The sequence below is a fragment of the Vibrio tapetis subsp. tapetis genome, from assembly GCF_900233005.1.
Classification (GTDB): domain Bacteria; phylum Pseudomonadota; class Gammaproteobacteria; order Enterobacterales; family Vibrionaceae; genus Vibrio; species Vibrio tapetis.
On sequence record NZ_LT960611.1, the window covers coordinates 3333295 to 3347298 of the forward strand.

Annotated in this window: 13 protein-coding genes and 1 pseudogene; 5 read left to right on the forward strand and 9 right to left on the reverse strand. The window is 42.4% G+C overall.

Annotation, left to right across the window (positions count from 1 at the left end):
* Positions 1 to 6: 6 nt before the first annotated feature.
* The 4 genes and pseudogenes from VTAP4600_RS26290 to VTAP4600_RS14935 all read right to left on the reverse strand — a co-directional run bounded on the left by VTAP4600_RS26290 (position 7) and on the right by VTAP4600_RS14935 (position 4485).
* A complete protein-coding gene (locus VTAP4600_RS26290; RefSeq protein WP_231897920.1) occupies positions 7 to 771 on the reverse strand; it encodes an AlbA family DNA-binding domain-containing protein in 765 nt (254 codons plus the stop codon).
* Between the two features lie 300 nt (positions 772 to 1071).
* Positions 1072 to 2496, reverse strand: a pseudogene (locus tag VTAP4600_RS26295) (type I restriction-modification system subunit M); the annotation flags it as partial.
* Positions 2497 to 2578: 82 nt separating this feature from the next.
* Positions 2579 to 3961 carry a DEAD/DEAH box helicase gene (locus VTAP4600_RS14930; RefSeq protein WP_102523521.1) on the reverse strand — a complete coding sequence of 461 codons (1383 nt, stop codon included), beginning with the start codon at positions 3959 to 3961 and terminating at the stop codon, positions 2579 to 2581.
* The gene (locus VTAP4600_RS14935; protein WP_102523522.1) at positions 3955 to 4485 is read right to left on the reverse strand and encodes a VspR family transcription factor; all 531 of its coding nucleotides are present in this window, start codon (positions 4483 to 4485) and stop codon (positions 3955 to 3957) included. The genes VTAP4600_RS14930 and VTAP4600_RS14935 overlap by 7 nt, the downstream gene beginning before the upstream one ends.
* Before the next feature lie 103 nt (positions 4486 to 4588).
* Between VTAP4600_RS14935 and VTAP4600_RS14940 the strand changes: the two genes are divergently transcribed.
* Complete coding sequence (locus tag VTAP4600_RS14940) at positions 4589 to 4918, forward strand: helix-turn-helix domain-containing protein (RefSeq protein ID WP_102523523.1); 330 nt, start codon at positions 4589 to 4591, stop codon at positions 4916 to 4918.
* Positions 4919 to 5200: 282 nt separating this feature from the next.
* Here VTAP4600_RS14940 and dpaL read toward each other — a convergent pair whose 3' ends face one another.
* The 3 genes from dpaL to VTAP4600_RS14955 all read right to left on the reverse strand — a co-directional run bounded on the left by dpaL (position 5201) and on the right by VTAP4600_RS14955 (position 7541).
* Entirely contained in the window at positions 5201 to 6373 is a 1173-nt protein-coding gene (gene dpaL, locus VTAP4600_RS14945) for a diaminopropionate ammonia-lyase (protein WP_102523524.1), read from the reverse strand.
* A 78-nt stretch (positions 6374 to 6451) separates the two neighbouring features.
* The gene (locus VTAP4600_RS14950) at positions 6452 to 6835 is read right to left on the reverse strand and encodes a RidA family protein (protein WP_102523525.1); all 384 of its coding nucleotides are present in this window, start codon (positions 6833 to 6835) and stop codon (positions 6452 to 6454) included.
* A 28-nt stretch (positions 6836 to 6863) separates the two neighbouring features.
* A complete protein-coding gene (locus tag VTAP4600_RS14955) occupies positions 6864 to 7541 on the reverse strand; it encodes a helix-turn-helix transcriptional regulator (RefSeq protein WP_102523526.1) in 678 nt (225 codons plus the stop codon).
* Between the two features lie 327 nt (positions 7542 to 7868).
* Here VTAP4600_RS14955 and VTAP4600_RS14960 point away from each other — a divergent pair, with 327 nt between their 5' ends.
* The 4 genes from VTAP4600_RS14960 (at position 7869) to VTAP4600_RS14975 (ending at position 11937) form a co-directional block, all read left to right on the forward strand.
* A complete protein-coding gene (locus tag VTAP4600_RS14960; protein WP_102523527.1) occupies positions 7869 to 9035 on the forward strand; it encodes a M24 family metallopeptidase in 1167 nt (388 codons plus the stop codon).
* Positions 9036 to 9099: 64 nt separating this feature from the next.
* Positions 9100 to 10077 (forward strand): DMT family transporter, encoded by a 978-nt coding sequence (locus VTAP4600_RS14965; protein WP_102523528.1) that lies wholly within the window; start codon positions 9100 to 9102, stop codon positions 10075 to 10077.
* A gap of 61 nt (positions 10078 to 10138) precedes the next feature.
* A complete protein-coding gene (locus VTAP4600_RS14970; RefSeq protein ID WP_102523529.1) occupies positions 10139 to 11290 on the forward strand; it encodes a M20 aminoacylase family protein in 1152 nt (383 codons plus the stop codon).
* Between the two features lie 119 nt (positions 11291 to 11409).
* Positions 11410 to 11937, forward strand: coding sequence for a phosphatase PAP2 family protein (locus tag VTAP4600_RS14975; RefSeq protein WP_102523530.1), 528 nt, complete (start codon positions 11410 to 11412; stop codon positions 11935 to 11937).
* Between the two features lie 39 nt (positions 11938 to 11976).
* On the opposite strand, the gene VTAP4600_RS14980 is transcribed toward VTAP4600_RS14975, so the two are convergent.
* Together VTAP4600_RS14980 and VTAP4600_RS14985 are read right to left on the reverse strand one after the other, a co-directional pair.
* Positions 11977 to 12987: an SPOR domain-containing protein gene (locus tag VTAP4600_RS14980; protein WP_231897812.1), complete on the reverse strand. Its 1011-nt coding sequence runs from the start codon at positions 12985 to 12987 to the stop codon at positions 11977 to 11979.
* Between the two features lie 72 nt (positions 12988 to 13059).
* A complete protein-coding gene (locus VTAP4600_RS14985; protein ID WP_102523531.1) occupies positions 13060 to 14004 on the reverse strand; it encodes an ABC transporter permease in 945 nt (314 codons plus the stop codon).

Here is a 14004-nt window from a genome sequence, read left to right on the forward strand (position 1 = left end):
GAAACTCTAATTTGATTGTTGAAATTGAACTCTAAGGTGATCCCACATCTCTCGACCAGCAAGTTGGTCGGTGGATCCTGTCGGAGATCTTACATAAAACGTATTTTCTTTACCTAAAAAACAAGGTTGATTTGCTCGACTGCATTTTACCACCAAGACAGGTGATTCTTTGATTGTTTCAAGATCAATTTGAATAAATGTATAGAAGCTCTCTCCTATCAGAGACTTCACCTTATTCTTGAAATGAAGTAAAAACTTATCCGCAGAGCCACTGTGAAACATTGAAAACTCTTCCTCTAGCCCAGTAATTTTCTGATCATCATCGACTCCAACGAAAAGTACCCCTCCACTAGAATTTAAAAAACCTGCTATCGTCTTCAAAGAAGATACTTCTAACTTTAACTCCTTGATTGGCTTATATGCCTTATTGTTTTTACATTGCCTAACATCCAATGAAAAAGTTTCTTTGAACTCTGTTGTTGAGTTTTCACCCACCCGAATTTGCTGTAACAATTGTTCTTGATAGTTAGCTTTGTCAACATACTGGGCAGTAGTATCTAGCCTGATTAACAGGTCTTTAGAAAAAGTCGGCTTAAAAATAATATCTTCTTGATACTTTAAAAGCTTTTCTCTTATCGACTTTATAGCTTGGTTGGATTCAATACATGCCTCTTGAACCTTTAGAGGAGGAACCGAAGCTATTAAGTTATTCTTTATAGATTCCAGATTTAAAGTCTTCACCACCCCGCCAGTCTTTGCTGCACAGTCCATTAGAATCAACTGACCCACTTGTGACTGAAAAAACAGCTCTAGATACTGTGCATTAACTCGATTTCTATTAAAAACTAGAACAAAGTCGCCATTTGTTATCTCTGTGTTTGGATTTGGGTTTGCACTCACTTTTATTGTCTTCCCAACCGATTTCGAGATGACAAGCGTATTCTCTAAAGCTTGCTCTTCTGCCTCACTCTTGAATCGAAAAGAATAAAGGACGTATTGAATAAGCAAACTCGCTTCGTACTCCTGAAATTGCTCTTTGAGTCCTTGTAAGTAAATCGACTGAGGTGAAGCATCTACATAGCGAGATATATTCAGGTTGTAATTGTTTTTGGCAAGGTCGGATTGTGAAGCCACATAAGAAAAGCGGTCAGTACTCTTACGCCTAGAAACAGCATCAAGAATTCGTTGCAAATCCTCTTCACGTATATAATTAGCGTTGCTACCTTTTTCAAAGTACTGGCTAGCATCGATAAACAAGATATTTTCGTCAACTTTTCGGTTCTTCTTAAACACCAAAACACAAATAGGAATGCCAGTTCCGAAAATTATGTTAGCTGGTAGGCCTATAACCATATCTAAATAATTTTGACTTTCGATTAAGTATTGACGAATACACCCTTCAGCCCCCCCGCGAAATAGCACCCCATGAGGCATTATAACAGCCATAGTACCGCTATCACTTAGCTGGTAAATCATGTGCTGAATAAACGCATAATCTGCTTTAGACTTCGGGGGTAACACTCCAGAACCAGAAAATCGTTCACTTTTAAGATGCTGTGGATTAGCAGACCAATTCATAGAAATCGGTGGGTTAGCTACAATGGCATCAAAGTGATGACCTTGATGCTGTGGTGCTTCTAAAGTGTCATCATTTTTAATATCGAAATGATTGTAGCTAACGCCATGCATAATCATGTTCATACGCGCTAGATTATAAGTACTAGGGTTTTGCTCTTGTCCGTAACATTTGACATCTAGATTGCGGGATTCTCTAGCTGCCTGGAGTAGTAATGAGCCGGAACCACAAGTAGGGTCATAAACAGACTCAATATCTTCATTTCCTAAAGTAACCAGCTTTGCTAACAGCTTTGATAATATTTGAGGTGTATAGAATTCACCTGCTTTTTTACCTGCACCGCTAGCAAACATACCAATTAGATATTCGTAAGCATCACCAAGAATATCAATTTCACTGTTTTCTAAATGGAAGTCGATGTTATCTAGGTGCTCAAGTACTTTAGCAATCAGTTTGTTACGAACATCTGGCGTTTTGCCTAACTTGTTTGATGTTAAGTCGAGCTCATCAAATAGGCCGTCAAAGTCATCGGCACTATCTGCGCCCATAGTGCTTTGTTCGATATCATTCAGAACATCACGCACATCATCAAGAATGAACTTACCGTTGGCACCAGCTTCAGCAAGTACATGAAACAACTCTGATGGTTTAAAAAAATAGCCTAATACATTTCTTGCTTCTTCTTTAATCGCTTCTAAATACTCTTGACCATCCTCGCTCTTCTCATCAATTTGAGCGAATCGAATTCCATCATCTAAAAGCAATTCATCAGCATAACGAATCAATTTATCTGACAGATATTTGTAGAAGAGCAGACCAAGAATATAGTTGCGAAAGTCATCACCTTGCATTTGACCACGCAGATGAGTGGCAATTTGCCATAATTGTAGGTTTAATTCTTTTTGATACTGTTCAACCATGAGAGCTCAGTTACATATATTCAAGTTTATGGCATTGTAACTGAAATAAAGAGTTAACTAGAGTGCAGAGATCATTTTTAATCTACGAAGCGGCTAGAAAGGCTGAAATTACGCGCTGCTTAAAAATTCCCAATCGAAGTTCGTCGAATGCACAAAGAGATCCGGTTGAATTGGAGCCTGCGTCGATAGTATTGCTCCAGTTCAATTTTGAGGTCACTTCATCTCGGTCTTCTAGGAAGCGATTATCACTTGAATGAGCACGTTGAGATCCTAACTCAAACTCTATCAATTTCTCTATTTTTGCAAACATACAAGAGTCAGGAATGTCTTGTTCAATCCGTTCCGAAAACTTAATCAGGCTTTGCTCTGCAAAAGTAAATAGCCACGCTTGTTGGTTTGCTGGCCCATTAACTCTAAGAATTCGCCCAAGAACCTGTCGAAAATACAGCTCGGTTTTAACAGAGCTCATATGGCAACTAACTTGAAGCCGAGGGATATCCGTTCCTTCGCTGATCATCCCTACGCTGACAATCCATTGAACATCACTTTGACGATAACGTTCTATTTCAGTTAAAGGTTCTTCATGACGGTAAGTAACTATTGAGACTGTTTGATCGTACTTTTGAACGAGTATCTTCTGAATTGATTTCGCATGCTGAACGGATGAAGCAACAACTAAACCTCCTGCGCCTGGCGATTGGGTGCGGATTTCTGTGAGCTTTTTACAACCGAGCCCAAGTAGGTATTCCATAGCTTCTTGGTTATGTATGACACTTTGATATGAAGTTTTTGTTTGCTTAAGCATTTCTAAGATTGAAGAAAACGATTCAACTTTCTCATCACTGGTCACTGAAAGATGTTCGTTATCAACCAACACCAACTTTGGAGATCGGCAAACCTTATCGACAATTGCTTGCTTTAAGGTGTATTGATAATCAACGAGGATTTGACCTTCAGGGTCACTATATTCAGACATTACTATTGGTAGAGAGTCTGAACGCCATGGAGTACCTGACATAGCAAGTGTGTAGGTCGCGAGCCCTTGAATCTTAGTAAGTACTTGCTGGCCCCAAACGTTCGCATTTTCAAGTTCAGACCCAGAGCAATGGTGGATCTCATCAAATACAACAAATACTCGATGGTTACGTAATGTCTTCCAAAAATCATCATTAAGGAATTGAATAGATTGGTATGTTAACGACTGTCCAATAGAGCCTAATCCGCCATTAAAAGTGCAATTCAGAGCCTGAGAAAAGGTTCTTTTAATTCCATCAGAAACCGTTAAAGATGGAGAGAAGCACAATACAAGGTCGACCATATCATTGCTAAGCAACTTTGATGCAACTGTTGCAGCGAGCACTGTTTTACCGGCGCCAGGAGTTGCTTGGCAAAAGAAGTGCTGTTGATTTTCCCTAAATTTCTGTAACGCTTTTTCAGAACATTCTACCTGCCAATGTCTTAACACGGTTGGTCGCCCTCTGAGAGAGTTTTCAGGACACTCTCCAATCCATTCATCTTTCCAAGCAACTGCGCTGAACGTTCTCTTGCTTGCTTTAACAGTGGAACTAAGCGACTCTCAAGTTCAGGGAAGCGGCACCTTAATGAATGGTATTCATCTATTTCACCAAGCACGATCTCCAATTCACCTTTGTATTCGTTGCTCTCTCGGAATAGCACAGAGTAATCCGATGTAGATTGCTTTACCGAAACTTCACGTTCAGATTTTCTTCGAGGCACAACTTCAAGTTCTATAAATTGTTCAGTTTGAAAATACCTTTTGTTCCTTCCTTCCCCCTCGCTTCGAAGCCAACCCCTTTGTTGATATTGCCATATTTGTCGATAAACCTTCTTCCGAGCTTCATCAAGATTCTGTGTACTACACCCATCATTTAATGAGACATCCCTTGCCTCTATAACAGAAAAACCATCCATTCTTTTTTCAATCAACAACTTGTGCATTACTGCACTGATTTTTATAGAACGTTTCATGTACCAGTTACACCAATTAAAATACTAAGGATTGCTTAGTATACAGAAATCAGTAAAACTAAGAAAATCTTAGTCACATAGAGCCAATTAGTATGAATCATAAATGTCGATCGACAACCCTATTCCAATGCGGCTCAAAGAGGTACGCAAAAAAGCAAAGATCTCCCAAAAAGAATTGGGAGTGCGTATTGGTATCGATGAAAGTTCAGCTAGTGCGCGAATGAATCAGTATGAGAAAGGAAAGCATACGCCGGATATCAGTACATTGAAGAAAATGGCTGACGGGCTGGGTGTGCCTCTAAATTACTTTTTTTGTGAGGATGAAAGTTCAGCTGAACTAGCTTGCTTGATTGCGAAAATGAGTGAAGAAGAAAGAAACAAGCTAACGGCCCAGATAAAAGCAGCTAACCTTAAAACCCGAAAAGAGAAATAGAAATAGCTAATGCAGTCGATATTTTTCTGGAAACTGAGACTACCTAAACTCAATTTTTAGGAAAAATAGCAAAAGATAGCTATTTTTCTGGAAAAGGCTATCACGCCTTATCATTTAAACCTTTCCAGATTTATTTCAGAAACCACCTGTGTTGGTAATATGGGACCATGAGATAATCAATTAAAATTCAAAGGGTTAAACAGATATCTCTTTGATTTTAATGACAATGAAAAAGCCATGGACTATCCGCCCATGGCTTTTTTGTATCAGTAACTTCGCATGTTAACTATGGGCACCGCTCCAAACGATGTCACGATAACGCTCGGCGTTAGTATCACCTTCTGTGCTAAACAGCATAACAACCGCGTCTTGATTTAAACCAAGCTCATCACGAGTGGCTTGATCTGCCCCTTCACGACATAACTTGTACAGCAACCCTAACGTGATAGCACCAGACTCACCACTGATGATTTGACTGTCGCCGGCAAGCGGATTACCCAACACTCGCATACCCGTAGCGGATACACTATCGTCTACAACAGCAAAGTGATTACTGCAATCTTTTAGAACAGGCCAAGTAATCGGGTTAGGTTCACCACAAGCAAGACCTGCCATAATTGAGTTCAGCTCACCGGATACGTTAACGATCTCGCCTTTTGAACCTGAGCGGAAGATACAATCAGCAGCAGAAGGTTCCGCGATAATCGTTTCGAAACTATCCGCTCCAAGCTTATCCGCTAAGTAACCTAAAATGCCGCCCGCCATTGCCCCGACACCCGCTTGCAACAACACATGCGTTGGCGATCCAAATTCAAACTGCGCAGTTTGCTCGACGGCTTCGTCAGCCATGGTCATGTAACCTTGAGAAATCCAGGTTGGAATTTCTTCATAGCCATCCCACGCCGTATCTTGTACTAGCATCCAGCCATTGTCTTGCGCTGTCTGATTCGCCATACGCACAGTGTCATCATAATTTACGTCAGTAACGATGCACTCAGCGCCTAACCCTTGAATTCGTTTAACGCTCGCTTGAGCGGAACCCTTTGGCATGTACACAACAGCCTTTTGGCCCATCTCTCTTGCGGCCCAAGCCACACCAGTGCCGTGATTCCCGGCGGTTGCAGTGGTAAATACCAATGGCTTATCAAGTTTAGAGGCAACGGTTTTCAGGTTGATTTCCGAGATATCAATACTTAGATGCTTAGCCAATTGACAGCCAAGAGCATATGAACCACCGAGTACTTTAAACGCATTGAGACCAAAGCGCTTTGACTCGTCTTTTACCAAAATAGCTTTTACACCCAACTGTTTCGCTAAGTTAGGTAACGAAACCAAAGGCGTTGGCTGATAACCTTCAATTTGACGGTGAAATTCACGCGCTTGCAGAGCTTGTTTAGCAGTAAATAGCTCGCAGATTTTACCAGTGTAGAATGAGTTTTTTGATAGTTTTAGCATAGGGCACACTTCAATACAGGCTGAAATTGCGACAAGGCCATCAGAGCTTAAAAGCTAATGGCCGAATATCGATACGAATTATTTGATGTAAGCAATCGCTTCTACTTCTACCAATGCATCTTTCGGTAGTCGAGCCGCTTCAACACAAGAACGCGCTGGCGCATTTTCAGTACCAAACACTTCGGTATACACTTCATTAAACGCGACAAAGTTTTCCATGTCAGATAGGAAACAGGTCGTCTTAATTACCGTATCCAAAGACGCACCACTCTCTTCTAATACTGCTTTCAAGTTAGCCAAAGACATGCGAGCTTGTTCTTTAATACCGCCTTCTACAAATGCCATTGTTGTTGCATCAAGCGGTAACTGGCCTGATGTAAACGTCAGATCCTTGAAAGTCATACCTTGAGAGTATGGGCCAATTGCTGCAGGTGCTAGATCAGTATGGATTTTAGTTTTCATAACGCTTCTCTTTAATTTAATCGTATTTTTAAGATCTAAACTCGCGTATGTATTTATAAATAGCATGGCGAGTAATACCAAGGCGATCAGACACAAATGCTGTCGCCTCTTTTAGTTCGAAAATACCGTTTTCAAGCAATTGCTTAGTGATGGCTTTGTTTCGACCTTTTAAATTAACTGACGCATCATTTTCAACTTCATAAATCGCATGCTCAAGCGCTTGCTCAATCACTTCCGTAGTTGAAGCTCCAAAGTTCTCATGCACCCCTACAGGTGAGTGAGCCATATCTGGCATTAAAGTTTTGATGATCTCAGGAAAAGGGTGCGACAAATTCATATTGATACAAAAAAGACCAATCGGTTTACCACCCTCACCAGCCAGAACGCAGGTTGTCGATTTCAACAAGGAACCATCTTTACTGGTAGTAAAATAGCTTTTTGGTGTTACTTCTCCGGTACTTTCGAAAACACTCAACATCTTCAAACCCAAATCCGTAATCGGCGACCCTACTTTTCTTCCCGTATGGTGCCCATTCACTATTTTTACGACTGACTTTTCGAAACTCTCAAACGAGTGAATAACAACTTCACAATGCGGACCAATAAAGTCTGCAATGGTTTCGGCTAGCCGAAAATTCAGTTCTAGATGTTTCCTGTCACTGTCTGTGAATTCCACATTGAATGACTTATATGCTGATGCGTTCATTTTAGACCACTACTGTTAACTTTAACTGCCAATTATTATCCTCGTAAGCCTGATGCTTTTCAAGTTGCCAATTAACTTTATGTAACTATAAGACTATACATTCCCGTCTCCGGCAACTACAAAGTTACATAAAAGTGCCCAAAATTGATCAAAATCAAGATTATTTTCGGTTTTTACTCACTTCAGGACACTAAAGTTAACCGCAAGATCGTGGTCACATTATTTAACTAAAATATCAGTAAGATGCTCAGCCATACCGTAAACAAAACTGAACTATAAGAGTAAGCCCCTAATGGCTCACTTAATAAAAATAGAGTAGGAATTCCAATGACTGACTATCTTAATCGTGGCTTCGCACAAGCCGAATTTGAAAACAGAACATCACGCGCTCAAAAAATCATGCACGAACAAAAGCTCGATGCGATGATTTTTACAACAGAACCTAACGTTCGTTACTTTACTGGTTTTCATACCCAGTTTTGGCACAGCCCTACTCGCCCTTGGTTCGTCATTGTTCCAGCAGAAGGCAAACCTATTGCCATTATTCCTGAAATCGGTGCGAGTGGTATGGCAAGCACATGGGTCGATAACACCATCACTTGGCCTTCCCCGCGCCCTGAAGATGATGGCATTAGCCTAGTCGCGAGCGCACTTAACTCTTTGCCTTGTCGTCACGGTCGAGTAGGTGCCACTTTAGGCATTGAATCTCACCTACGTATGCCTGTTAACAACTACCTGAAACTCACCACCATGGTGAAGAAAGACTTTGTTGATGTATCACTGGCTATGCACGAACTTCGTCAAATCAAATCTCAAGCTGAAATCGAAAAAACGCGCGAGATCTGCCGCATCACCAATATCGGCTTCAATAAAATCCCTGATTACGCTAAAGCAGGCATGACTGAGCGCGAAATCTGTAAGCAATTTCGAATCGATATGTTGCTAGAGGGTGCAGATGAATGCCCTTACATCATTGCAGGATCAGGCCCTGATGGTTACGACAGCATCATCATGGGACCAACCGACCGAATCATTGAATCGGGTGATGTACTGATCATCGACACTGGTGCTGTTCGTGACGGCTACTTCTCTGATTTCGACCGTAACTGGGCATTTGGCCACGCCAGTGAGCAAACCAAAGCTGCGTATCGCGCCACTTATGAAGCAACAACTAAAGGGTTTGAAGCCGCAAAACCAGGTGCAACGACAACAGACATTTACAACGCAATGTGGGGAGTACTTGAAGCAAATGGCGCTCTTGGCAACGACGTCGGTCGACTCGGTCACGGCTTAGGTATGGAGCTAACAGAACGTCCATCCAATACCGCTACTGATAATACCGTTCTAAAACCAGGCATGGTCATGACACTTGAACCAGGAATGGTGTACGCACCAGGTAAATCTATGGTGCACGAAGAAAACATCGTGATCACCGAAGACGGTGCGGAATGGTTAAGCGAGCGAGCTGAGCCTGAGCTAATCGTGATCAAATAACAATAAAAATGTGGCTGAGTGGCAACGCTCAGCCAAAACAATATTAATGCAGGGAAACATTAAAATGAACACAACAAACAGAGACACAATTTTGGGTTGGACTGCTGCAATTGCAGTTGCCTTTATCTGGGGAGTGACAGGCGTTGTATCTAAACCACTTTCTATGGCCGTAGATCCAATGACATTGGTATTTTTCCGCTACGTTACTGCGGTAATCGGCTTGTCTATTATCTATTTCTTTACTTCTAGAAACAAAAGCTTGAGCGAAGACTTAGGTTCTTCTCTGAAAATTGATACCAAAGATATCGGGCGTATTGCTCTTTGCGGTATTGTGGGACAAGGTGTTTTCTCTCTCTTCAACTTCCTTTCACTTTCTCACATTGGAGCCACTGAAAACGGGGTTATTCAAGGCATGCAGCCCTTTGCGACCGTATTCTTTGGCATGATGTTCATGAACTTTCGTATGAACAAAATCCAATGGGGCGCGTTTATTGCTTCAGCTGTCTGTATCTACGCAATGAGTGTTGGTCCAACAAATACCATTGAAGGGGGCACTCCGTTACTCGGTTATGTTTATGTGACTTGCTCTATGCTTGCGCTTGCTTGGACTGCTCATCTACGTGCTAGCCTAGCAGACAAATATGGCTCTGTCGTATCCATGCTTTATCAATACATTTCTGTTGCTGTCATGGGTATCATCGTAGTAACTACAATGGGTCTAGACCTATCTCAAATCTACATTATTTTCTCAAGTCCACTGCTGATTGGCTTACTGATCTTCTTGGGTACAGGTATTTCTGGTGGTAGCTATTTAGTTCAGCTATACGCGTTTAAACGTATTGGTGTTGAAAAAGCAACAATGGCGCTTAACCTAATGCCGCTTGTCGGCTATATCGTGGCAGTACTAACGTTAGGCGAACAAATGGCGCTTGGAAAAACAGTTATCGTATCTCTCATTGTTGTTGCGCTTTACGTATTCACAAAATACGAAACGAGAACTGCCCCAAAAGATGAGCAAAAGCTAGAAACTCAAAAAGCATAATCTTTATCGTAAATTAGAAGGTGGGCTCTTGTTTTGAGCTCACTTTTTGCTGGAGAACACTATGACACTAGAACAAACCGTAATCGAATGGCGTCGCCACCTACATCAGTTTCCTGAATTTGGCACTGAGGAGTTTAAGACCGCAGAATTTGTCGCAAATAAGTTGAACGAATTTGGCTTGGAGGTTCATACCGGCATTGGTGGTACAGGTGTTGTGGGTATTTTGAAGAATGGCACCAGTGAACGTACAATCGGTTTACGAGCTGATATGGATGCCTTGAGAATTCAAGAAGCCAATACTTTTTGCCATGCTTCTAAACACGAAGGCGCGATGCATGCATGTGGCCATGATGGACACACGGCCATGTTATTAGGTGCAGCTCGTGAGCTAGCACAAAATAAGAATTTTGACGGTACGGTTTATTTCATTTTCCAACCAGACGAAGAGCGCGGAACAGGCGCTAAAGCCATGATCGCTGATGGTCTCTTCACTCGTTGGAACATGGATGCAATTTATGCCATGCATAACTTACCAGGTATACCTGAAGGACAGTTTGTTACTCGCCCTGCCTCACTTATGGCCAGCGAAAGTAGTTTTGAAATTGTCATCAATGCAACGGGCGGCCACGCCGCCATGCCCCACATGGGAACAGATCCGATCGTTGTAGGCGCTCAAATAGTCACCGCGTTACAAACCATCGTATCAAGAAACTTAAGTGCCATTGATGAAACAGCAGTGCTATCAGTGACCAATTTTGTAACGAACGGCACGGTTAATGTCATTCCATCTCAGGTAACGATTACTGGTGATACCCGTAGCTTTACAGACCAAGCCTTACATAAGATAGAAGCCGCTATCGAGCGTGTTGTTGCTGGTCAATGTATGTCGGCTGGTGTTGACTACCAATACAACTTTAACAACAGTTTCCTGTCGATTATTAACTCGCCAAACGAAACCACTCATGCCGTTCGAGCAGCTCAAGCTACGGTTGGGGCAGATCGAGTTAATGGCAATTGCGAGCGCTTTACCATCAGTGAAGATTTCTCGTTCATGCTCCGTGAAGTAAAAGGATGTTATGTATTGGTTGGCAACGGTGTTGGTGAGTGCGGTGGAACGGCTCTGCATAATCCATACTATGACTTTAATGACAATATAATCAAAGATGGCGTAGCTTTTTGGAATACGCTCGTTCAGCAACAGCTTCCAGCTTAGTATTAACATCACCTAAGTCATTCTAAGCCCCGCAATTTGCTGGGCTTTTTTGTGACTTTTTTATGCTTTCCGCTACAATGCCTCGGTTATTGAATATCAACCAAGGAATGATTGTACCGATGAATAAATCCCTACCTTTACTTTGCCTCAGCGCTGCCATGCTGGCTTCCAACGCGCACGCTCAAAGTGCATTGACTACTTATGGTGACATTGCTCAAATTGGTATTCCGCTAACAGCAGGAGCGATCTCCTTGTATAAGGGAGACAAAGAAGGGTTTGTTCAACTAGCAGAAGGCGCTCTTTACACCGTCATTGCCACCCAAGGGCTAAAGTATGCGGTAAATGCGGAGCGCCCTAACGGTGGAGAGCACTCTTTTCCATCAGGGCATACCTCTGCCGCCACTCAAGGCGCAGCCTACTTGCAGTTTCGTTATGGCGCGGCTTATGGGGTTCCTGCCTATGCTGCAGCGGCTCTAGTTGGCTATTCGCGAGTTGAAGGTGAGTATCACCACTGGCGTGATGTCATCGCTGGTATGGCATTAGCCACAGGCATTCAATATGCTGTGACTGAGGCGGGGTACTCGATTACCGTTCATCCTTATTTTGCCGACAAAGAAACCGGCATTTTTGCACAAATGAATTTCTAACTCTGATAGCCCGATTTTATCGTCGCTATCAATCCAAGATTAAGGTTCGATACACAAAACATTAAGTAGTGAAGAACCTTTCAATTGCGTTACCTTGCCATTGGTAAAGAACCCTTGATTACTATCACCCCAGTAAGGTAAATGGATGGGCCATTTGTTCTTCACTAACTCGCCAGAATCGAGAATAGCTTGCCACTCTTCGTTCTTAGCAAGTCTCATATCTAACTTATGACATAACGCCTGAGCCGACTGATAGTTCATACGATTCCAAGCTCTGTCGTATTCCATATAGAAGGAGTTGTTATCTTCTAGTACGTAAGGCACCACATAAGTATGTATACCTAACTTTGATTGACGTCGTATTTCAATATCACCACTAACCATCTTAGCGGGTTTGGCTAATTTTTCTGGTTCAGCTTGTTTGCTTGCAATCGGTTTGTTCTTAACCGGTTTGTTAGCAGCAACCGCATCCGGTTTTTTGGCCGTGACTTTCTGAGGAGTAACGGGGGCTGCAACTAAAGCCGCTTTTGGCATGGGCTTTGATGAAGCTGATGTTTGTGGTTTGGCAGGCTCTGTCTTCCCCTTCTCTACCACCTCACGAACAAAGGCATCTTTATAGGCCGTCAGCTGACGAACTTTGATTTTCTCTTGATTTGCGGTTGCAAAGTCTTCATACGGGCCAATCAAGCAGCGATATTCTCGTCCTTCTTGCTTCATCCAAACGTCGGTCGAAATTTTTTGATAAATACGTTTCGCACCCGTAAGCGACATTGGCTTAGTCAAAATCCCACACTGTATCCAAAAGAGCCCTTGAGCGTTTTGCGGCTTTTTTTTGCCCCATACACCATTGCCGATAGGACAATTGCCTTTCAACATCGGTAATTCATTTTTTGACACTTGGACCGCGTCGCAGAGATATTCCTCGTCAGCCATTGCCTTCCCTGTAGGTAAAGCAAGTGCGCACAACAATGCCAATACTGGCAACGCCACTTTAGCTGTCAACTTTCCGTCCATAGCAAACTCCGCATTCATCAATATAATGTTTTTCATGCAAAAAAAGAGCCGTAAAAATACGACTCTTTAGTTTACGAACATTTTTGATTGAAAATCAATCGTCTTGGATCACCCTTTGTAGATTTTAGGGTTAAATACATCACGTAACCAATCACCTAGTAGATTAATCACTAGCACCAGCGTAACCAATAGTACGCCAGGGAAAGCAGTAATCCACCACGCTCCAGAGAAGATGTAATTAAAACCAATACTAATTAATGCGCCCAATGATGGTTGATCAACCGGTAAACCTAAGCCTAAGAACGAAAGCGCCGCTTCGGACATAATGGCGTTAGCAACTTGAACCGTTGAAATAACTAAAATTGGCGATAAGCAGTTCGGCAAAATATGGCGGAACATAATACGAGGGGATTTAAAGCCCATCACTCGAGCCGCTTCAACGTATTCTTTTTTCTTTTCCGCTAATACAGACGCACGGATGGTACGAGCATATTGTGGCCATTCCGCCACACCAATGATCACCACCAACATAACAACCGCATACTGGGCATAGAAGTCACTGCCGAAGCTTGCTTTAAAAATAGCGGAAACAATGATTGCGACCATCATGGTTGAGAATGAGAGTTGAACATCCGCAAAACGCATTAAGAAACTGTCAATACGACCGCCAAAATAGCCGGCTGAAAGGCCAATAATGATACCCAAGAACAATTGAAGGCCAACCGCTAAGAAACCAATGGTTAACGATAGACGAGAGCCGTAGAGCATAGTCGATAAGATATCACGCCCTTGCTCGTCGGTGCCGAGAAGAAAGCGCTCGTCACCGCCTTCCATCCACGATGGAGGCAGTTCTGAATCCATCAGATCAATGGACATTAAGTCGTATGGATCCGTTGGAGCGATAATCGGTGCAGCCAGTGCCATCACCAAAAACACCATAAAGACAGCAAAGCTGAACATTGCCACTTTGTCTTTAAGGAAATAGTACAAAAAATCTGATTGTTTAAAGCGCTCAAAACGGCTTGGAACGCTAGAAGTCGTGCTAGTAGTCAT

Bases quoted from the DNA above. Each gene is read 5' to 3' on its own strand.
- VTAP4600_RS14975 (WP_102523530.1), top strand. From the start codon at position 11,410: ATGAATAAATCCCTACCTTTACTTTGCCTCAGCGCTGCCATGCTGGCT.
- VTAP4600_RS14980 (WP_231897812.1), bottom strand. From the start codon at position 12,987: ATGAAAAACATTATATTGATGAATGCGGAGTTTGCTATGGACGGAAAG.
- VTAP4600_RS14950 (WP_102523525.1), bottom strand. From the start codon at position 6,835: ATGAAAACTAAAATCCATACTGATCTAGCACCTGCAGCAATTGGCCCA.
- dpaL (WP_102523524.1), bottom strand. From the start codon at position 6,373: ATGCTAAAACTATCAAAAAACTCATTCTACACTGGTAAAATCTGCGAG.
- VTAP4600_RS14940 (WP_102523523.1), top strand. From the start codon at position 4,589: ATGTCGATCGACAACCCTATTCCAATGCGGCTCAAAGAGGTACGCAAA.
- VTAP4600_RS14935 (WP_102523522.1), bottom strand. From the start codon at position 4,485: ATGAAACGTTCTATAAAAATCAGTGCAGTAATGCACAAGTTGTTGATT.
- VTAP4600_RS14970 (WP_102523529.1), top strand. From the start codon at position 10,139: ATGACACTAGAACAAACCGTAATCGAATGGCGTCGCCACCTACATCAG.
- VTAP4600_RS14955 (WP_102523526.1), bottom strand. From the start codon at position 7,541: ATGAACGCATCAGCATATAAGTCATTCAATGTGGAATTCACAGACAGT.
- VTAP4600_RS14985 (WP_102523531.1), bottom strand. From the start codon at position 14,004: ATGACTACTAGCACGACTTCTAGCGTTCCAAGCCGTTTTGAGCGCTTT.
- VTAP4600_RS14960 (WP_102523527.1), top strand. From the start codon at position 7,869: ATGACTGACTATCTTAATCGTGGCTTCGCACAAGCCGAATTTGAAAAC.
- VTAP4600_RS26290 (WP_231897920.1), bottom strand. From the start codon at position 771: ATGGACTGTGCAGCAAAGACTGGCGGGGTGGTGAAGACTTTAAATCTG.
- VTAP4600_RS14965 (WP_102523528.1), top strand. From the start codon at position 9,100: ATGAACACAACAAACAGAGACACAATTTTGGGTTGGACTGCTGCAATT.